The sequence below is a fragment of the Micromonospora sp. NPDC020750 genome, assembly GCF_044334565.1.
Taxonomy (GTDB): Bacteria; Actinomycetota; Actinomycetes; order Mycobacteriales; family Micromonosporaceae; genus Micromonospora.
In genome coordinates this window covers 29033-51602 of record NZ_JBIRTH010000013.1, presented here as the reverse complement: position 1 = coordinate 51602, position 22570 = coordinate 29033, and the positions used below count along the sequence as shown (strand labels likewise).

General features: G+C 75.7%; 2 protein-coding genes and 1 pseudogene. All 3 read left to right on the top strand.

The genetic code is table 11. From position 1 onward, the window contains the following. Positions 1–55 precede the first annotated feature (55 nt). A pseudogene (locus tag ACH4T9_RS29410) lies at positions 56–6064 on the top strand (type I polyketide synthase); the annotation flags it as partial. Between the two features lie 248 nt (positions 6065–6312). Beyond that, positions 6313–10266, top strand: a complete 3954-nt coding sequence (locus tag ACH4T9_RS29405; RefSeq protein WP_396674449.1) for a type I polyketide synthase — start codon at positions 6313–6315, stop codon at positions 10264–10266. Beyond that, entirely contained in the window at positions 10266–22493 is a 12228-nt protein-coding gene (locus tag ACH4T9_RS29400; RefSeq protein ID WP_396674447.1) for an SDR family NAD(P)-dependent oxidoreductase, read from the top strand. Before ACH4T9_RS29405 ends, ACH4T9_RS29400 begins: the two co-directional genes overlap by 1 nt. Positions 22494–22570: the final 77 nt, after the last annotated feature.

Sequence of the window (22570 nt, the reverse complement as noted above, 5' to 3'; positions counted from 1 at the left end):
CGCCGACCTGCTCGCCACGAAGGAGAAGCTGCGCCGGGGCGAGGAGCGCGCCGACGACCCGGTCGTGGTGGTCGGCACCGGCTGCCGGTTCCCGGGCGGGGTGCGCTCGGCGCAGGACCTGTGGGACCTGGTCGACGCGGGCCGCGACGCGATCGGCGAGTTCCCCGGCGACCGCCACTGGGACGTCGAGGCGCTGTACGACCCAGACCCTCAGGCCGGGCAGGAGGGGCGCTCGTACGTGCGCGAGGGCGGCTTCATCGACGCCGGCGCGTTCGATGCGGGCTTCTTCGGCATCTCGCCGCGCGAGGCGCTGGTGATGGACCCGCAGCAGCGTGTCCTGCTGGAGGTCGTCTGGGAGGCCCTGGAGTCCGCAGGCATCGACCCCGAGACGCTCCGCGACAGCGACACCGGCGTCTTCTGCGGGGTGACCGGGCACGACTACGACACCCTGTGGAAGGCGTCGCCGTACTCGCCCCACGGCATCATCGGCAACATCGCCAGCGTGGTGTCGGGCCGGGTGTCGTACTTCTTCGACTTCACCGGCCCCTCGGTCACCGTGGACACGGCGTGCTCGTCGTCGCTGGTCGCGATCCACCAGGCGGCGCTGGCGCTGCGCGTCCGGGAGTGCTCGCTGGCGGTGGCGGCCGGGGTGACGATCCTGAGCACCTCGCGGAGCTTCGTGGAGTTCTGCGGGCAGGGCGTCATCTCGCGGACCGCCCGCTGCCGGTCGTTCGCGGCCGGCGCGGACGGCACGATCTGGGCCGAGGGCGCCGGGGTCGTGCTGCTGGAACGCCTCTCCGACGCGCGCCGCAACGGGCACCGGGTGCTGGCGACGCTGCGCGGCTCGGCGGTCAACCAGGACGGCCGCAGCAACGGCCTGTCGGCACCCAACGGCGAGGCGCAGCGGCGGGTGATCGGCGCGGCGCTGGCCGACGCCGGGTTGTCGCCGCGCGACGTGGACGCGGTGGAGGCGCACGGCACGGGCACGGCGCTGGGCGACCCGATCGAGGGCGAGGCGCTGGTGGCCACGTACGGCCGCGACCGGGCACCGCAGCGCCCCCTGCGCCTCGGCTCGGTGAAGTCGAACATCGGGCACAGCCAGGCCGCCGCCGGCGTGGCCGGCGTCCTCAAAATGATCATGGCGATGCGGCACCGGCGCCTGCCTCGGACGCTGCACGTGGACGAGCCCACCGCGAAGGTCGACTGGCGGGGTGCGGTCGCGCTGCTCACCGAGCCGGTCGAGTGGGAGCGCGGACACGGGCCGCGCCGCGCCGCGGTGTCCTCGTTCGGGATCAGCGGCACCAACGCCCACCTGATCCTCGAGGAGGCGCCCGAGGACGAGCACGAGCACGAGGTGGAGGCCGGCACGCTGCCCGTGCTCGCCTGGCCGGTCTCGGCCAAGACCGAGCGGGCACTTCCCGCGCAGGCCGCCGGGCTGCTCGACGTCGCCGGGCGCACCGAGCCGGCCGACCTCGGAGCCTCGCTGGCCACCGCCAGGTCGGCGTTCCGGCACCGGGCGGTCCTGCTCGGCCGCGACCGCGACAGCCTGCTGAACGGGCTGCACGGCCTGGCCGGCGGGGAACCGGGCCCCGAGGTCGTGACCGGTGTCGCCACGGCCGGGCGCGTCGGGATGCTCTTCACCGGCCAGGGCTCGCAGCGCCCGGGCATGGCCCTGGCGCTGGCCAAGGAGAACCCGGTCTTCGATGAGATCTGCACCGAGCTCGACAAACACCTGGAAACCCCGCTGCGCGAGATTCTCGCGGCGCCCGACGGCGGCCTGCTCGACCGTACGGATCACGCCCAGGCCGCCCTGTTCGCGGTCGAGGTCGCGCTGTTCCGAATCTACGAGGGCTGGGGCCTGCGACCGCGCGTCCTGCTCGGGCACTCGATCGGGGAGATCGCGGCGGCCCACGTCGCCGGGGTGTGGTCGCTCGCCGACGCCTGCCGGCTGGTCGCCGCACGGGGACGGCTGATGGCCGCGCTGCCCGAGGGCGGCGCCATGCTTTCCGTACGCGCGCCCGAGCACGACGTCCTGCCCGCACTGGAAGGGCGCGGCGACCGGGTCGCCATCGCGGCCGTCAACGCGGCCGACGCCGTCGTGGTGTCCGGCGAGCTCGCCGAGATCGAACGTCTGGAGAGCCTCTGGGCCGGTGCGGGACGGCGCACCCGGCGGCTGCGGGTCAGCCACGCCTTCCACTCCCCCCTGATGGAGCCGATGCTCGCCGGGTTCGAGGCCGTCGTGGCGGGTCTGACCGCGCACGAGCCCCGGATCCCGATCGTCTCCAACGTGACCGGCCGCCTCGCCACCGCCGGGCAGCTCACCTCACCCGCGTACTGGGCCCAGCAGGTACGCCGCACGGTCCGCTTCCGCGACGGGCTCAGCGCCGTGCTCGCCAAGGGCGTCGACGTACTGCTCGAACTCGGCCCCGACGCGGTGCTCAGCCCGCTGGTCGAGCAGGCGGTCGCCGTGCCCACGCTGCGCAAGGGGCACGACGACGACGAGTCGGTGCTGCGGGCGCTGGCGACGGCGTGGGCGCACGGGGCCGCCGTGGACTGGCGCGCGGTGTTCGCCCCGGCCGCTCCCCGCGCCGTGGCCCTGCCCACCTACCCGTTCCAGCACGAGCACTACTGGCTGTCCGCGCCGGCCGGCGCCGCCGATGTCGCCGCCGCCGGGCTCGGGCGCTCCACGCACCCGTTCCTGGGTGCGGTGGTTGACCTCGCCGACGGCGACGGTCGCGTCCTGACCGGGCGGCTCTCGCTGGCCGAGCACCCGTGGCTGGCGGGGCACCGCGTGCACGACACCCTGATCCTGCCCGCGACCGCGTTCGTCGAGATGGCCCTGCACGCCGGCGAGCTGACCGGGTGCGAGGTGCTGCGCGAGCTGACCCTGCAGGCGCCGCTGCTACCGCCCGAGGACGGCGGCGTCCGGATCCAGATCCAGGTCGGCGCCCCCGACGACACGGGCACCCGCACCGTACGCGTGTTCTCCCGCCCCGACGATGACGGCCCCTGGCAGCAGCACGCCGCAGGCCTGCTCGCGCCCGGCGGCTCCCCCGGCGAGCCGGAGCTGACCTCATGGCCGCCGCCCGGCCTGGTGCCGACGATCGGCGGCGGCATCTACGAGCGGCCCGACCTGGCCGACGGCTGGGACTACACCGGCGCGTTCCGCGGGATGGGCCGGGTCTGGCTGCGCGAGCTGCCCGGCGGCGACACCGAGGTGTACGGCGAGGTCGCCCTGCCCGCCGAGCACGAGCGCGAGGCCGGCCACTACCGCATCCACCCGGCGCTGCTGGACGCGGCGCTGCAGACCGTCGGGCTCGGCCCGTACCTGCGGCCGGTCGACACCGGCACGGGCGTCATGCCGTTCACCTGGTCGGGGTTCACCCTGCACCGGCCCGGCCCGGCCAAGCTGCGGGTCCGGGTGCGCGGCACCGACGGGCAGGTGAAGCTGACCCTCGCCGACGACGTCGGCCTGCCGGTGGCGACCGTGGAGAACCTGGTCTGGCGGCCGATCCCGGCCCGCCTGTCGGCGCCGTCCGGCCGCCGCGGCGACCGGACCCTGCTCGGCCTCGACTGGGTCGAGGCCACCGGGTCCGTCGATGCGCAGGCCGAGGTGTACCGCGTGGTGGCCGAGGAGGGCGACGACGTTCCCGCCCTGGTCCGCGCCACCGTCGAGCGGGTGACCGGCGACCTGGCCGGATGGCTCGCCGACGCACGCCACGCCGGCACGCGGCTGGCGGTGCTGACCCGCGGCGCGGTCGCCGCCGGGCCCGGCGAGACGGCCGGCCTGATCGCGGCGCCCGCGCTCGGCCTGGCGCGCGCCGCGCAGGCCGAGAACCCCGGCCGGATCGTGCTGGTCGACGTCGACGAGCACACTCCGGAGGGCACCGCAGTAGCCCTGGCGCTGACCACGGGCGCCCCGCAGGTCGCGGTGCGCGACGGCCGGGTGCTCGTGCCCGTGCTGCGACCGGCCGACGCCGACGGCCTGCTGAGCGTGCCCGAAGAGGCGGCCTGGCGGCTCGCGGCGTCCGGCGCGGGCACCCTCGACGACCTCGCGCTCGTGCCGTTCCCCGAGGCCCTGGAGCCGCTCGGCGACCGCGAGGTACGCGTCGAGGTGCGGGCCGCCGGCGTGAACTTCCGCGACGTGCTGATCACCCTGGGCATGTACCCCGGGTCCGCGATACCGGGCGCCGAGGCCGCGGGCACGGTGCGGGAGGTGGGCCCCGAGGTGACCCGGGTACGCCCCGGCGACCGGGTGACGGGCGTGTTCGGCGGCGCGTTCGGGGCGGTCGCGGTCACCGACGAACGCCTGGTCGCGCCGATGCCGCCAGGCTGGTCCTTCGAGGACGCCGCGGCCCTGCCGATCGCCTGGCTCACCGCGTACCACGGTCTCGCCGACCTGGCCCGCCTGCGGGCCGGCGAGACCGTGCTCGTCCACTCCGGGGCCGGGGGCGTGGGCATCGCGGCGATCCAGCTCGCCCGTCACCTGGGCGCCGAGGTGTTCGCCACGGCCAGCGCCGGCAAGTGGGCGGTGCTGCGCGACCTCGGACTCGACGACGACCACCTCGCCTCCAGCCGCACCACCGACTTCGAGCAGCACTTCCGCGCGAGCACCGGGGGACGCGGCGTGGACGTCGTACTCAACTCGCTCACCGGCGAGTTCCTGGACGCCTCGCTGCGGCTGCTCGCCCCCGGCGGACGGTTCGTGGAGATCGGCAAGGCCGACCCGCGCGACCCCGCGGAACTCGCCGGCCGGGGCATCGCGTACCAGGCGTTCGACCTGGTCGAGTCCGCCGGTCCGGACCGGATCGCCGGCATGAGCGCCGTACTGTTCGCCCTCTTCGAGCGGGGTGTGCTGCACCTGCCGCCGCGACGCGACTGGGACATCCGACGGGCGCCGGAGGCGCTGCGCTTCGTCAGCCAGGCCCGGCACGTCGGCAAGGTCGTGCTCACCGTGCCGCGAACGGCCCGGCCCGAGGACACGGTACTGATCACGGGCGCCTCCGGCCGGCTGGGCCACGACCTGGCCCGGCACCTGGCCCGCGGCGGTGCCCGGCGGCTACTGCTGTTCAGCCGGCGCGGCTCGGACGCGCCCGGAACCGACGCGCTGGTCGCCGAGCTGACCGCGGCCGGGGCCACGGTGTCGGTGGTCGCCGGCGACATCGGCTCCCGCGAGGACGTCCGGCGCGTGCTGGACTCCGTCGTGCCGGAGCACCCGCTGGGCGCCGTCGTGCACGCCGCGGGCGTGCTGGCCGACGGGGTGCTCGGCTCGATCACCGGCGAGCAGCTGGAGCGGGTGCTGCGCCCCAAGGTCGACGGCGCCTGGCACCTGCACGAGCTGACCCGCGACGCGCCTCCGGCCGAGTTCGTGTGCTTCTCCTCCGCGGCCGGGTTGCTCGGCGCGGCCGGGCAGGGCGCGTACGCCGCAGCCAACTCGTTCCTGGACGCGCTCATGACCGAGCGACGCGCCGCGGGGCTGCCCGCGACGTCGCTGGCCTGGGGGCCGTGGGCGCCCGACGGCGACGACCCCTCGGGTGCGGGCATGGCGGGCGGGCTCGGCGCCGCCGACTGGGCCCGGCTGGGCCGCGGCGGCATGCTCGGCCTGACCACCGAGCAGGGCCTGGACCTGTGGGACGCGGCGCGGGCCAGCGACCGGGTGCTGCTCGCCCCGATGCGCCTCGACCTGACGACGGTCGCCGGGCTCGACGAGCACGACGTCCCGGCGATGCTGCGCGAACTCGCCGGGCGGTCCGGGCGGCGCCGCGCGGTCCGGCCCCGGTCCGCGTCGGCGGTGTCGGCCGAGGCCCTGGGGGCACTCGCCCCGGCGCGGCGGCGCGGGCGGCTGCGCGAACTCGTCCGCATTCACGTGGCCGCAGTGCTCGGCTATGCCTCGGCCGACGAGGTCACCGTCGAACTGCCCTTCCACGACCTGGGCTTCGACTCGCTCACCTCGGTGGAGCTGCGCAACCGGATCGGCGGCGCGACCGGACTGGAGCTGCCCGCCACCCTCGCCTTCGACCAGCCGACGCCGCTCGCCCTGATCGAGCACCTCGACGCCGAGCTCACGCGGACCGCCGCGGCGCCCGCCGAACCGGCGCCCGCCCCGTCGGTACTGGACGGGCTGGCGGCCCTGGAGGCCGGCGCTGCCGGCCTGGACGACGAGTCGCGCGGCAAGGTGCGTACCCGGCTGCGGGCGCTGCTGGACGTGCTGACGCCCGGCGACGACGACCGGGCGGCGCTGCGCCCGACGACCACCGTGGAGGAACTGTTCGACTTCGTGGACCGTGAATTCGGCTGAGAGGTGTCGTTCGCATGTCCCAGGAAACGAAACTCGCCGAATACCTCAGGCGCGTCACCACCGAGCTGTACGACACCCGGGCCCGGCTGCGCGAGGCCCTGCGCCCGGACACCGACCCGGTGGTGGTCGTCGGCATGGCCTGCCGCTTCCCCGGCGGCGTGGACACCCCCGACGCCCTGTGGGAGCTGCTCTCGCAGGGCAAGCACGCGATCACCGACTTCCCGGCCGACCGCGGCTGGGACACCGCCACCGTCTACGACCCGAACCCGCAGGCGCCGGCGCCCGGCACGACGTACGTCCGCGTCGGCGGCTTCGTGGACACCGCGACCGGGTTCGACGCGGCCTTCTTCGGTATCGCTCCGCGTGAGGCGATCGTGATGGACCCGCAGCACCGGATCCTGCTCGAGACCGCCTGGCACGCCCTCGAGGACGCCGGAGTCGACCCGGCCGCGCTGCGCGGCACCGACACGGGCGTGTTCGCCGGGGTCTCGGCCGGCGACTACACCACCAATCTGGCCGAGATCCCGCCCGACCTGATCGGCCAGATCTCAATCAACAACGCGGTGAGCGTCGCCTCGGGCCGCATCGCCTATCTGCTCGGCGTCCACGGGCCGGCGCTGAGCGTCGACACCGCCTGCTCATCGTCGCTGGTGGCCGTGCACCTGGCGGCCCAGTCCCTGCATCGGGGCGAGTGCGGGCTCGCGCTCGCCGGCGGGGCTGCGGTCACCGCCACCCCGGCCCGGTTCATCGAGTTCTCCCAGCAGCGGGCACTGGCCCCGGACGGCCTGATCAAACCGTTCTCCGCCGACGCCGACGGCACGGCGTGGGGCGAGGGCGCGGCGGTGGTCGTCCTGGAGAAGCTGTCGCGGGCCCGCACCCTGGGTCACCGGGTGCTGGCCGTGCTGCGCGGGTCGGGGGTCAATCACGACGGGCCGTCGAACGGGCTCACCGCACCGAACCGGCACGCTCAGGAGCAACTCATCCGGGAGACCCTCGAACGGGCCGGGCTCACCGGGGACGACGTCGATGCGGTGGAGACGCACGGCACCGGCACCACGCTCGGCGATCCGATCGAGGCGCAGGCGCTCGCGGCCACGTACGGCTCTCGCAGAGAACGCGCGTTCCATCTTGGTTCCAACAAGGGCAACCTCGGGCACACCCAGGCGGCGGCCGGCATCGCCAGCGTCGTCAAGACGGTCCTGGCGCTGCGGCACGGCCTGCTGCCCCCGATCGCCGGCTTTTCCCGGCCCACGCCGCACGTCGACTGGGAGAAGACGGCCCTGCGCCCCCTGGCGGAGGCCACCCCCTGGCCCGAGACGGGCGGCCGGCCCCGGCGCATGGCGGTCAGCGCCTTCGGCATGAGCGGCACCAACGCCCACCTGATCCTGGAGGAGCCGCCCACCCCCGGCGAGGCGGACACTCCGGCGGGGTCCGCCGGCGGTGAGGAGGACGATGTGCCGGCGGCGCTGCCGCTCACGCTGTCGGCCACCAGTGCGGCGGCGTTGGCCGCTCAGGCGCGCAGCCTGCGTGGGCACCTCGACGGGTTGACGGCAGAGGCGGGCGCTGCCGACGTCGCGTACGTTCTCTGCCGACGCACCCACCACCCGCACCGGGCCGTCGTGCTGAGCGACCGCGGGGACGGCTTTGCCGGCCTCGACGCCCTGGCCGAAGGGACGCCCTCGCCGCGGGTCGTCCTCGGGCACGCCGGTGCGGACGGCGGTGTCGCGTTCCTCTTTCCCGGGCAGGGCAGCGAGTGGCCGGGCATGGGGCGGGAGCTGCTGCGGACCTCACGGGTGTTCCGAGAGACGATCGCGGCGTGCGAGGACGCGCTGTCCGAAGTGGTCGACTGGTCGCTGGGCGCGGTGCTGCGCGGCGAGAACGGCACACCGCCTCAGCAGCGGCCCGACGTGCTGCAACCCACACTGCTCGCGATGATGGCCGGACTGGCCCAGATGTGGAGCTCCTGCGGTGTGCGGCCCACCGCCGTCACCGGGCACTCGCAGGGGGAGATCGCCGCGGCGTGGCTGGCCGGTGCGTTGACGCTGCCCGACGCCATGCGGGTGTCAGCGCTGCGCAGCCGGCTGTTCACCGAACTGAGCGGGCTGGGCGGGATGGCCTCGGTGGGCCTGTCCCCCGACGAGACCGGCGGCCTGCTGTCGCGCCGCCTCGAGATCGCCGCCGTCAACGGGCCCCGATCCACGGTGGTCTCCGGTGACCTCGAGGAGTTGGCCGCGCTGCTCGCCGGGTGCGCGCGCCGGGGTGTGCGCACCCGGCGGCTGCCGATCGGGTACGCCGCCCATTCCTACCAGGTGGAGTCGGTCCGCGACCGGCTCCTCGAAGGGCTGGCCGGGATCCGGGCCGAGGCTGCGACCGTGCCCTACGTCTCCGGGGTCACCGGTGACTGGCACGACACGGCGGCGATGCCGCTGGACGCCGCCTACTGGTACCGCAATCTGCGTGAGCCGGTTCGGTTCGACCGGGCGGTCGGCACGCTGCTGGACGGCGGCAACCTGAAGCTGATCGAGGTCAGCCCGCACCCGGTGCTCCTGCCGGCCGTCCGCGAGACGCTCGACGCGGTCGGGGCCTCCGCCGCGGCCCTGGGCACGCTGCGCCGCGACGAGGGCGACCTCGACCGGTGGATGGCCACGCTGGCCGAGGCGCACGTGTCGGGCGTGGCCGTCGACTGGCCGACCGTGCTCGCCGGCACGGGTGGGCGCCGGATCGACCTGCCGGGCTACGCGTTCCAGCGGGAACGGTACTGGCTGAACTCGGCGCTGCCCCGGATGGACGGCCGCCCGGCGGACGACGATGGAGCGGAGGAGACCGCCGGTGCCCTGCTGCGCCGCCTGGCCACGCTGACGCCGGGCGAACGCGACGACGCTCTCGCCGACCTGATCGCCGAGCACGTCGCCGTGGTGCTGCGATACGCCTCGCCCGGGGCCGTCCCGCGCGACGACACGTTCCGCGACCTGGGCTTCGAGTCGCTCAACGCGGTGGACCTGCGCAACCGGCTGGGCGCCGCGACCGGCGCCGAGCTGCAGCTGGCCGACATCCTCAACTACCCGACCGTCACCGACCTCGCCGAGTTCCTCGGCACCCGGCTGCCCGAGGCCGGGCCCGCCGCGCTCGACGCACCCGCCGACGCGGACGCGGGCGACGGCACGCTCAGCGCGCTCTACCTCGTCGGTGTCCGCGAGGGCCGCACCGCCGTGGCCATGGACCTGATCCGTACGGCGGGCAGCCTGCGCCCCACCTTCGAGGCCGGGACCGCCGCGCCGATGTACCGGATGGCGGACGGCACGGGCGCGGCGCTGGTCTGCACGACAGCGCCGATCGCCCCGATGACCGACGTCGCCTACGGGTTCTTCGCCGCCGCGATGCCGCAGCCCCGTCCGTTGTGGATGGTGCGGCCGCCGGGCTTCGAGCCCGGTGAGCGGGTGCCGGCCGACCTGGACGCCCTGGTGCGGGCGCAGGCGCGGGCCCTGCTGGACAACGGCGAGCTGGACCGGGTCGTGCTGGTGGGCTACTCGTCGGGCGGGTGGCTCGCGCACGAACTCGCCGCGCACCTGGAGGCCGCCGGACGTCCGGCCGCCGCGCTCGTACTCTTCGACTACTACCCGTACGCCTCGGGAACCGACGAGCTGCGCGGCGGCTTCATGCGCGAGCAGGCGCGCCGCTGGCCGGCCGGGGCGGGCGGCGCCGACCGCGCCCTGGACACCCAGCTCGGCGCGATGGGCGCCTACCAGAGCCTGTTCGCCGACTGGCGGCCCGGCGGGATAGCCGCCCCGATCCTGCACGTGGCCGCGGCTGACGCGCTGCCCGGACGTCCCGCGCCCGCGCCGCAGGCCCGGTTCCGGCCGCCCTGCAACCGCGTGGTGACGCTGCCCGGCAACCACCTGAACATGCTCTCCGAGCAGGCCGAGGCGGCCGCCCGTGCGGTCCACGACTGGCTGGCCGAGGTCCTGTGATGCGCGAGGACGTCGCGATCGTCGGGATGGCCTGCCGGTTCGCCGACGCCGATGGGCCGGAGCAGTTCTGGCGGCTGCTGCGCGACCGGGTGGACGCCGTCACCGGGGCGCCCCCGGACCGCTGGACCGACGCCGGGCCTGGCGAGCGGCCCCGGGTTGGCTCGTTCTTGCCCGCGGTCGACGGCTTCGACGCCGCGTTCTTCGGGATTTCTCCGCGCGAGGCGGCCGTCATGGACCCGCAGCAGCGACTCGCCCTGGAGCTGAGCTGGGAGGCCCTGGAGGACGCCGGGATCGTCCCGGCGACCCTGCGCGGCGGCCGGGCCGGGGTCTTCGTCGGTGCGATGCGCGACGACTACGCCCGGCTGGCCCAGCAGCTCGGCGAGGACACCGCCGCCCAGCACTCCTTCACCGGCCTGCAGCGCAGCCTGATCGCCAACCGGATCTCCTACCTGTACGGCCTGCGCGGCCCGAGCCTGACCGTCGACACCGGGCAGTCTTCCTCCCTCGCCGCCGTTCACCTGGCCTGCCGCAGCCTGCGCTCGGGCGAATCCGACGTGGCACTGGCCGGGGGCGTGAACCTCAACCTGCTCGCGGCGAGCGACGAGGAGACCGCCCTGTTCGGCGGCCTGTCCCCCGGCGGCCGCTGCCGCACCTTCGACGCGGGCGCCGACGGCTTCGTGCGGGGCGAGGGCGGCGGCATCGTCGTGCTCAAGCCCCTGGCGGCGGCGCTGCGCGACGGCGACCCGGTGTACTGCGTCGTCAAGGGGTCGGCGCTGAACAACGACGGCGGCGGCGCAGGCCTGACCGTGCCCAGCGAGGCGGCGCAGGCGCAGCTACTGCGCGACGCGTACCGCGACGCCGGTGCCGACCCGGCGAGCGTGGGCTACGTCGAGCTGCACGGCACCGGCACGCCCGTCGGTGACCCGGTCGAGGCCGCCGCGCTCGGCGCGGTCCTGGGCGCGGTCCGCGACCCCCGCCGCCCGCTGCCGGTCGGCTCGGTCAAGACCAACCTCGGCCACCTGGAGGGCGCGGCCGGCATCTGCGGCCTGATCAAGACCGCCCTGGCGATCCGGCACCGCGAGCTGCCCGCCGCCCTGCACTTCACGGCGCCGCACCCGCGGATACCCCTCGACGAGCTGCGGCTGCGGGTCGTGACCGAGTCGGCGCCGTGGACGGCGGACGGGCCACGGATCGCCGCGGTCAGCTCGTTCGGGATGGGCGGCACGAACTGCCACGTGGTGCTCGCCGAACACGTCGCCGCGGCGCCCTCGTCGGAACCCGACCCGGCGCGGGCCGCGTTCCTGCTCTCCGGCCACACCGGTGCCGCGCTGGCGGATCAGGCGGCGCGGCTGCGGACGTACCTGGCCGACCGGCCCCGCACCGACCTCCTGGCGGTGGCCCGCACGCTGGCCGGTGCGCGGACGTCCTTGCGGCATCGCGCGGTGCTCACCGCGGCCGACGAGCCGGGTCTGCTCGCGGGGCTGGACCGGCTCGCGGCCGGGCGCGGCGGCCCGGAGATCTCCCGGGGCGTGGCCACGCCCGGCGCGACCGCCGCGTTCCTCTTCTCCGGGCAGGGCAGCCAGTATCCGGGGATGGGCCGGGCGCTGTACCGCGAGCACCGGGTGTTCCGGGACGCCTTCGACGAGGTCTGCCGGCACCTGGACGCCCGCCTCGGCGTACCGCTGCGCGAGATCGTGTTCGCCTCGGCCGGCACGCCGCAGGCCGCCCTGCTGGACGAGACCCGCTACACCCAGCCGGCGCTGTTCGCGCTGGAGGTGGCGGTCCACCGCCTGGTCACCTCGTACGGCGTGGCGGCCGCAGCGCTCGCCGGGCACTCGATCGGCGAGCTCGCCGCCGCGACCGTCGCCGGTGTGCTCGACATGCCCGACGCGGCGGCCGTGGTGGCCGCCCGGGGCGAGCTCATGCAGGCGCTGCCGGCGACCGGCGCGATGCTGACCGTACGCGCCCCCGCGGAGGAGATCCTCGAACTGCTGTCCGGCTACGACGGCCGGATCGGGCTGGCCGCCGTCAACGGGCCGGCGGCCACCGTGATCAGCGGCGATGCCGACGCGCTCGCCCACGCGGCCGAGTTGCTCGCTCGCCGGGGGCGCAAGACCACGGCGCTGCGGGTGAACCGGGCGCTGCACTCGCGCGACCTGGACCCGATGCTGGAGCGTTACGGTGAGGTCCTGGCGGCGGTGGCCCTGCACCCGCCGCGGCTGCCGATCGTGTCGACGCTCACCGGCGAGCCCGTCGGCCCCGCCGAGATGACCGACCCGGGTTACTGGGTGCGGCAGGCTCGGGAGCCCGTACGGTTCCTGGCCGCGATGCGCGCCCTGGACGCCGCCGTCCTCGTCGAGCTCGGGCCCGGCGCGGGCCTGGCCGCCGCGGCCCGCGAGTGTCTGGCCGCCGGCGACGGGCCTGCGCCGGCCGTGACCGCCGTGCTGCGCCGCAAGCGGCCCGAACCGGCGACGCTGCTCGGCGCGCTCGGCACGCTGCACGCGCACGGCGTGCCGGTGGACTGGGCCAAGGTGCTCGGCGGGGCCGCACGACTGCGGCTGCCGACGTACGCGTTCCAGCGCGAGCCCCACTGGCTGACCGCGCGGCCGGTCCCGCGAACGACGCGGCCCGCGGTGGCCCTCGGGGACCTGGTCGTGGAGGAGGTCGCCGAGGTGCTCGGCCATCCCGACGCGACGGCCGTGGAACCTGAGCGCACGTTCGCCGACCTGGGTCTCGACTCGCTGATGGCCGCGGAACTGCTGGACCGGGTCCGTGTGCGCACGGGCACCGCGCTGCCCGGCACGGCGGTCTTCGACCACCCCACCCCGGCCGCGCTGACCCGTCACCTGTTCGCCGTGTCCGTCCCCGTGCCCGCGCCGGTGGCCGGGTCGGCCGACGCGGACGACCCGGTCGTCATCGTGGGCATGGCTTGCCGCTACCCCGGTGGCGTCACCGGCCCCGACGAGCTGTGGTGGCTGGCCGAGTCGGGCGACGACGCGATCGGCGAGTTCCCCGCCGACCGTGGCTGGGACCTCGACGCGCTGTTCGGTGCCGGACCCGACCGGCCCGGCACCTCGCTGACCCGCCGCGGCGGTTTCCTCTACGACGCCGCCGAGTTCGACGCCGCGTTCTTCGGAATCTCGCCGCGCGAGGCGCTCACCACCGACCCGCAGCAGCGGCTGCTGCTGACCACCGCCTGGGAGGCGTTCGAGCACGCCGGCATCGACCCGGCGACCGTACGCGAGAGCCGCACCGCCGTCTTCGCCGGCGTCATGCACCACGACTACGCGCCCCGGGTGCACACCGTGCCCGCCGGACTCGAGGGCCACCTCGTCACGGGCAACACCTCCAGCGTGGTCTCCGGGCGCCTGTCGTACGTGTTCGGCCTGCGCGGCCCCGCCGTCACCGTGGACACGGCGTGCTCGTCCTCGCTGGTCGCCCTGCACCTGGCCGCCCAGTCGCTGCGTCGCGGCGAGTGCACGCTCGCCCTGGCCGGCGGCGTCTCGGTGATGTCCACGCCGGAGATGTTCGTGGAGTTCTCCCGGCTGCGCGGGCTCGCCCCCGACGGGCGGTGCAAGTCGTTCGCGGCCGGTGCGGACGGCACCGCCTGGGCCGAGGGCGTCGGCCTGCTCGTGCTCGAACGCCTCTCCGACGCCCGCCGCCACGGCCACCGGGTGTGGGCGGTCGTGCGCGGCAGCGCCGTGAACCAGGACGGCGCCTCCAACGGCCTCTCCGCGCCCAGCGGCCCGGCCCAGGAGCAGGTGATCCGGGAGGCGCTCGCCGACGCCGGCCTGGCACCCGGCGACATCGACGCGGTGGAGGCGCACGGCACCGGCACACCGCTCGGCGACCCCATCGAGGCGCGGTCGCTGATCGCCACGTACGGGCGGGACCGGCCGGACGGACGGCCGCTGCTGCTCGGCTCGCTCAAGGCGAACATCGGGCACGCGCAGGCGGCGGCCGGCGTCGGCGGCGTCATCAAGATGGTCCAGGCCCTACGGCACGGGGTCCTGCCGGGCCTGCTGCACCTGGACCGCCCGACCGGGCACGTCGACTGGGACGACTCGGGCGTACGCCTGCTCGACGCCACCAGCACGTGGCCGCGGACCGGCCGCCCGCGCCGGGCGGGCGTCTCCTCCTTCGGCATCAGCGGCACCAATGCGCACGTACTGCTGGAGGAACCCGCCCCGGAGCCGGTGCCCGGACGCCGCCCGGAACCGCCCACCGCGCTGCCCTGGGTGGTGTCCGGCCGGTCCCCGCGGGCGTTGCGGGCGCAGGCCGCCCGGCTGCGCGACCTGCTGCACGACGAACCGGAGACCGACCTCGCCGATCTGGCCCGGGCCCTGACCGCGCACCGCCACGCGCACGAGCACCGGGCGGTCGTGGTCGGCGCCGGCCGCGACGAGCTGCTGCGCGGCCTCGACGCGGTGGCCTGCGGGCAGCCGGCCTCGGGCGTGAGCACCGGGCGGGCCCGCGCGGGACACCGGCCGGTCCTGGTCTTCCCGGGCCAGGGCACCCAGTGGACCGGCATGGCCGTGCGGCTGCTGGAGTCCTCGCCGGTGTTCGCGGCGTCGATGCGCGAGTGCGGGCGGGCCGTGGCTCCGTTCGTGGACTGGTCGCTGCCCGGCGTGCTGGGCGACGCGGCGGCGCTGCGCCACGTCGACGTCGTGCAGCCGGCGCTGTGGGCGGTGATGGTGTCGCTGGCCGCGGTGTGGCGTTCCTTCGGCGTCGAGCCGGTCGCGGTGGTGGGGCACTCGCAGGGGGAGATCGCGGCGGCCTGCGTCGCCGGGGCACTCTCGCTCTCGGACGGTGCCCGGGTGGTCTGCCTGCGGGCCAGGGCGATCCGCGCGCTGTCGGGTCGCGGCGGCATGATGTCGGTCCAGCTCCCGCGCGCCGACGCCGAGCGGCACCTGCGGCCCTGGCAGGGGCGGATCTCGGTCGCGGCGGTCAACGGTCCCCGGTCGACGGTGCTCTCCGGCGACCCGGACGCGCTGGACGCGCTGGGCGAGCAGCTCGCGGCCGAAGACGTACGGCTGTCCCGGCTGCCCGTGGACTACGCCTCGCACTCGGTCCAGGTGGAACGGCTGCGCGAGCGCCTGCTCACCGAGCTCGCCGGGATCCGGCCGCGCACCTCGGACGTGCCGTTCCACTCCACGCTCACCGGCGGGATCATCGACACGGCCGGCCTCGACGCCGAGTACTGGTACCGCAACCTGCGGCACACCGTCGAATTCGAGGGCGCGATCAGGGCCCTGCACGCCGCCGGCCACCGCACGTTCGTCGAGGCGAGCCCGCGCGCGGTGCTGACCATGGACGTCCAGGAGATCCTCGACGAGGGCGACCGGCCCGGGACCGCGCTCGGCACGCTGCGCCGCGACGACGGCGGCCTCGACCGGCTGCTGACCTCGATCGCCGAGGCATACGTGATCGGCCTCGGCGTGCGCTGGGAGCCGGCCCTGGCGGCGGGTGCCCGCGGGCGTGTCGGCCTGCCCACGTACGCGTTCCAGACCGAACGCTTCTGGATGCTGCCCGACACCGCGGCGGCCGACGCCCGCGCCCTGGGCCTGGTGCCCGGCGAGCATCCGCTGCTCGGTGCCGAGCTGCCGCGCGCCGACGACGGCGGGCTGCTGCTCACCGGCGTCCTGTCGGCGACCGGCCGGCCGTGGCTGGCCGACCATGGCGTCGGCGGCGACGTGCTGCTCTCCGGGACGACGTTCGTGGAGCTCGCCCTGCACATCGGGCAGCGGGTCGGCCGCCCGCAGGTCGAGGAGCTGGTCCTGCACGCGCCGCTGGTCCTGGCCGAGGGTGCCGGCGCGCGGATCCAGGTCAGTGTCGGCGGGGCCGCGTCGGAGCCACGCCGCCCGGTCACCGTGTACGCCGAGGACGGCGGCACCTGGGTCCGGCATGCGAGCGGCTGGCTGACCGGCGGGGTGGCCCCGGCCGCGCCGTTCGCGTGGCCGCCCGCGGACGTCGAACGGGTCGACCTCGGCGGCGCCTACGAGCGCCTGGCCGCGACCGGCTACGAGTACGGGCCCGCCTTCCGGGGCCTGCGGGCGCTCTGGCGATCCGGCACCGACCTGTACGCCGAGATCGTCCTCCCGGAACCGCTGCAAGCCGACGCCGCCGGGTACGGGCTGCATCCCGCCCTGCTCGACGCCGCCCTGCATCCCCTGCTGGTCGCGGACGACCACGACGAGATCCGCCTGCCGTACTCGTGGAGCGGCGTCGCGCTGCACGCCACCGGCGCGACCGGCCTGCGGGTGCACCTCGCCGACGCGGGCGGCGGCGCGATCCGGTTGCACGCCACCGACTTCGGCGGCCGGCCCGTGGCCTCGGTCGACGCGCTCACGCTGCGCCCGCTGCGGCGCGGGTCGCCCGACCGGCTGCTCTGGCAGGTCGACTGGGTCGAGGTGAGGGCCGGCGAACCGGCCGAGGTCGTGGCGTACGTCTGCCCCGACAGCACACCGGACGTCCCCGCCGCGGTGCGCGCGGCGACCGGCGGCGTCCTGGAGTGGTTGCAGCGCACCCTGGCCGACCCGGCCCACTCGGACACGACCCTGGTCGTGGTCACCCGGCACGCCGACCTGGCGCAGTCGGCGGTCCGGGGCCTGGTGCGCTCGGCGCAGACCGAGAACCCGGGCCGAATCGTGCTCGTCGACACCGACCGGCCGACCGGCCCCGAGGATCTGCGCGTGGCGGCCGGCACCGGCGAACCCCAGGTCGCCCTACGCGGCTCGCGGCTGCTCGTCCCCCGACTGACCCGCTCCGCCACCCCACCCACGACGGCGGCGTGGGCGTGGAACCCCGACGGAACCGTGCTGATCACCGGGGGCACCGGCACGCTGGGCGCGCTCGTCGCCCGCCATTTGGTCACCGAGCACGGCGTACGCCACCTGGTCCTGACCGGGCGCAGCGGGCGCGGCGCCCCGATCGCGGACGAGCTGGCCGCGCTCGGCGCCCGGACGCGCGTCGCCGCCTGCGACGTGGCCGACCCCGACGCGGTCGCCGCGCTGCTCGGCTCCTTCGACCCCGAACACCCGCTGACCGCCGTCGTGCACGCCGCCGGGGCCCTCGACGACGGCACCCTCGACTCGCTGGACGCGACCCGGCTCGACACCGTGCTGCGGCCCAAGGTCGACGGAGCGTGGCACCTGCACCGGCTCACCGAGCACCTCGACCTCGACGCGTTCGTGCTCTTCTCCTCGGTGGCCGGCACGATCGGCACGCCCGGGCAGGCCAATTACGCCGCCGCGAACTCGTTCCTCGACGCGCTCGCCCACCACCGCCGTGCCCGCGGCCTCACGGCGACCTCGCTGTCCTGGGGGCTCTGGGAACTCGACACCGGCATGGCCGGCCACCTCGGCGACGCCGGCCGGGCCCGGCTGGCCCGGTACGGCCTCTCCCCGCTCGGCCGCGAACAGGGCCTCGCGGCGTTCGACCTGGCGCTCGCCCGCGACGTCGCGCACCTGATCCCCGCCCGACTCGACCCCACCGTGTTCGCCGGCCCGTCCCGCCGTACACCGGCGGCAGCGCCCACCGGCGCGGCGGACCCCGCCCCGCGCGACCGGCAGACGCTGACCGACCTGGTCCTGTCGACCGCGGCCGCGGTGCTCGGGCACGGCTCGGCCGACCACATCGAGGAGGACCGCACCTTCCGCGACCTGGGCTTCGACTCGCTCACCGGCCTCGAACTGCGCAACCGGCTGAGCGCCGCCACCGGACTGCGGCTGCCGGCCACCCTGGTCTTCGACCGGCCCACACCGGCCGCGCTGGTCGCCTTCCTGGCCGGCCGGACACCCGCCCGGCCCGCCGACGGCGAACCGGCGGCCCGGCCTGCCGCGGACACCGACGACCCGGTCGTGATCGTCGGTATGGCCTGCCGCTACCCCGGCATCGGCACGCCCGCCGAGCTGTGGCGCCTGCTCACCGAGGGCCGAGACGTGATCACCGGCTTCCCCGCCGACCGGGGCTGGGCGACCGACGCACTCTACGCGCCTTCGCCGGCCCCCGGGAAGACGTACGTGCGACGGGGTGGGTTCCTGGGCGACGCCACCGCGTTCGACGCTTCGTTCTTCGGCATCTCGCCGCGCGACGCGCTGATCATGGACCCGCAGCACCGGGTCCTGCTGGAAACCACCTGGCACGCCCTGGAGGACGCCGGCGTGGACCCGCACGCGCTGCGCGGCTCCGACACCGGCATCTTCACCGGGCTGATCGCCGGCGACTACACCTCGCTGGTCACCGACATCCCCGACGACCTGGTAGGGCATGCCTCGGTCGCCAATACCCCGAGCGTCGCCTCCGGTCGGCTCGCCTACCTGCTCGGCCTGCACGGGCCGGCCATGACCGTCGACACGGCGTGCTCGTCCTCCCTGGTCGCGCTGCACCTGGCCGCCCGGTCGCTGCGCGAGCGCGAGAGCAGCCTCGCGATCGTGGCCGGGGCGACCGTCATGTCCACGCCCACCCGGTTCGTCGAGTTCTCCCAGCAGCACGGCCTCGCCCCCGACGGCCACGCCAAACCGTTCTCCGCGGACGCCGACGGCACCGCATGGGGCGAGGGGGCAGCCGTCCTCGTCGTCGAGACGCTGTCGCGGGCCCGCGCCAACGGCCACCGGGTGCTCGCCGTCGTCCGCGGCACCGCCGTCAACCAGGACGGGCCCTCCAACGGTCTCACCGCGCCCAGCCGCGACGCCCAGGAGCGGCTGATCCGGGCCACGCTCGCCGGGGCCGGGCTGAACGCCGACGACGTCGACGTGGTCGAGGCGCACGGCACGGGTACCACGCTCGGCGACCCGATCGAGGCGCAGGCCCTGGCCGCCACGTACGGCGCCGGGCGGGAACGACCGTTCCATGTCGGCTCGATCAAGGCCAACCTCGGGCACACCCAGGCCGCCGCGGGCGTCACCGGCATCGTCAAGATGATCCTGGCGATGCGCCACGGAGAACTTCCGGCGCAGCCCAGGCTCACCGCGCCCACCCCGCACGTCGACTGGGACGACACGCCGTTGGCCCTGCTCACCTCGCCCACCCCCTGGCCCGAGACCGGCCGGCCCCGGCGCGCCGCGGTCAGCGCGTTCGGGATCAGTGGCACCAACGCGCACCTGATCCTGGAACAGCCCGAACCCGCCGAGCCCCCGGCGGCGGCCACCACGGCCCCGGTCGTGCCGCTCCCGGTGTCGGGCACCACGCCGGCCGCCCTGGCCGCGCAGACCGCCCGGCTGCTCGACCACGTGGCCGACGCTCCTCGCCTCGTGGACGTGGCGTACACGCTCTCCCGGCGCGCCCACCACCCGCACCGCAGCGTCCTTCTCGGCGGCGTCTGCCTCACCGGGCACGCGTCGGGCGAGGTCCCGACCGCCTTCCTCTTCCCCGGCCAGGGAACGGCGTGGCCCGGGATGGGCCGCCGTCTCCACGAAACGATGCCCGCGTACGCGCAGGCCTTCGACGAACTGAATGCCGAGCTGGAGCCCCTGCTCGGCCGGTCACTCACCGACCTGGGCCCCGAGCTGCTGAGCCGCACCGACTACGCCCAGCCCGCGATCTTCGCGGTCGAGGCGGCGCTGCACCGCCTGCTGACCAGCTTCGGCGTACGCCCGGACTTCCTCGTCGGTCACTCCGTCGGGGAGGTCACCGCCGCGTACGCCGCAGGGGTCCTCTCGACGGCCGACGCCTGCGCGCTGGTCGTCGCCCGGGGCAGGCTGATGCGCCAGGTCGGCCACGCCGGAGCGATGGTCGCCCTGACAATCTCCGAGGACGAGGCGCGGGAGCTGATCCGGGGCCGCGAGCACGAGGTCGCGATCGCGGCCGTGAACGGGCCCGCCGCCGTGGTGCTCTCCGGCGACGAGCAGGCCGTCCACGACTGCGTACGAGGGCTGCGGGCCACCGTGCTGCGCACCGACCGCGCCTTCCACTCGCACCACCTCGACGAGATCCTCGAACCGTTCCACGAGGTGCTGACCGGCTTGACGTTCTCGCCGCCCGCCACGCCGATCATCTCCGCGGTCACCGGCGAGCCGGTCGCGGCCGGGCAGCTGTGCACGCCGGAGTACTGGACGCGGCAGGCCCGCGACACGGTGCGCTTCGGCGACGCACTGGAGCGGCTCGCGCGGGCCGGGGTCCGCGCGTTCGTCGAGGCCGGGCCGGGACACACGCTGTCCACCCTGGTGTCCGCGGCCCTGCCGGACGCGGACGAGCCGATCACCTGCCTGCGCGAGACCGAGCCGGACGGCTTCCTGACCGCGCTGGCCGGCCTGCACGTACGCGGCGTCCCCGTCGACTGGTCACCGCTGACCGCCGGCGGCACACTGGTCGACCTGCCGCCGTACGCCTTTCAGCGGCAGCGTTACTGGCTGCGCGACGTGGAGCACCCGCCTGTCGACCCGGTGCGCTACGACGTCACCTGGCAGCCCCGGCCCGCACCCGGGCGTCCCGCGCACGGCGGGACCTGGCTGATCGTCGGCGAGCACGACGCCGCAGACCTTCGCCGGGCCCTGACCGAGCGCGGCGTGCAGGTGCGGCAGTGCACCGATCCGCGGCAGCACCAGGGGACACCGGCCGGGATCGTCTCGCTGCTCGCGCTGGACGACCGGGACGACGCCGGGCTGCCCCGGGCCGCGACCGCCACGCTCGACCTGCTCAACGCCGTCGACGCCACCGGGCTGGGCGCGCCGGTCTGGAACCTGACCCGGGGCGCCGTCTCGACCGGCCCCGGCGACCGGATCCGCCGGCCCGCGCAGGCCGCCGTGTGGGGGCTGGGCCGCACGATCGCGCTCGAGACACCGTACGTCTGGGGCGGCCTGCTCGATCTGCCGGAGCAGGACCGCTGGTCTCTGGTGGCCGATGTCCTGCTCGATCCCGGTGGCGAGGACGAGATCGCGATCCGCGGCGACGACGTCCTCGTCCCGCGCCTGCGCCGCGCACCGGTGCGGGAGCCGCAGCCCTGGCGTCCGCACGGGACCGTCCTGGTGACGGGCGGACTCGGCGGCCTGGGCGCGCAGGTCGCCCGGTGGCTGGCCCGGCGCGGCGCCGGCCGCCTGCTGCTCGCCGGCCGCCGCGGCGCCGCCACGCCGGGCGCGGAGGACCTGCGCGCCGACCTGGTCGCGCTGGGAGCGGACGCACACATCGCCGCCTGCGACGTCACCGACCGGGCCGCCCTGTCCCGGCTGATCGCGTCGGTGCCCGGCGATGCGCCGCTGACCGCGGTCGTGCACGCTGCCGGCATCCTCGACGACGCCCCCGCCGCAGCCCTGACCCCGCAACGGATGGCGGACGTCTGGGCGCCCAAGACCGGTGCCGCCTGGCACCTGCACGAGCTAACCCGCGCCCTGCCGCTCGAGCGTTTCGTGCTGTTCTCCTCGCTCGCCGGGGTGGTCGGATCGGCCGGTCAGGGCGCCTACGCTGCCGCCAACGCCGCGCTGGACGCTCTCGCCCTGCACCGGCGCGACCTGGGCCTGCCCGCCTCCTCGGTCGCCTGGGGACCGTGGGCCGGTCCCGGCATGTTCGACGCCGGGGCGGGCCGCTCCCCGCACCTCGACGGTCTCACCGCGTTGGCGCCGCAGGAGGCCCTGGACGCGCTGGAGCGCTGCGTGTCTGGCTGCAGCGTGGTCGCCGAGGTCGACTGGAACCGCTTCGGTCGGCGTCCCCGTGGCCTGCTCGCCGAGCTGACCACCGGCGCGGAGCCCGGCCGCCCCGACCCGCTGCCCGCCGAGGTGCTCGCGCTGCCGGACGAGGACCTCCGGGAGTTCCTGCTCGGGCGCGTGGTCACCCAGGTCTCGGCCGTCTCCGGGCACCCCGCCGCCGACGTTCCGCCGGGCGAGCCGTTCAAGCAGTTGGGCATGGACTCCCTCGCCACGATCCAGCTGCGCAACCGGCTCAGCGCCGACACCGGCCTGAGCCTGGCCGCGACCGTCGTCTACGAGCACCCGACCCCGGTCGAACTCGCCGGCCATCTCAGCGACCGCCTGCGTGCGCTGCGGGTGCCGTCCAGTCGTCCGGTCCTCGACCGGTTGCGCGACCTGGAGGAGGCCCTGGGCGCGACCACGGCCGCAGAGGACGCGCGTACGGAGATAACGGCCGCGCTGGAGGGGCTTCTCCGCCGATGGCGCGGCACCGAGGGTCTCGCCGTCTCCCCCGATCTCGACGTCTCCGCCGATCTCGACGTCGCCTCCGACGAGGAGATGTACAGCCTCATCGACGCCGTGCTGGGCACCACCGACGAGCATCGCTGAGATCCGCCGCGGTCGTCGGTCCAGACCCGACCCTGGTCAGGGGTTGACGCTCATGCCAGGATGTCTCGGCAATCGTG

Coding starts and splice junctions, on each gene's coding strand:
- ACH4T9_RS29400 (WP_396674447.1), top strand. CDS start 10,266: ATGCGCGAGGACGTCGCGATCGTCGGGATGGCCTGCCGGTTCGCCGAC.
- ACH4T9_RS29405 (WP_396674449.1), top strand. CDS start 6,313: ATGTCCCAGGAAACGAAACTCGCCGAATACCTCAGGCGCGTCACCACC.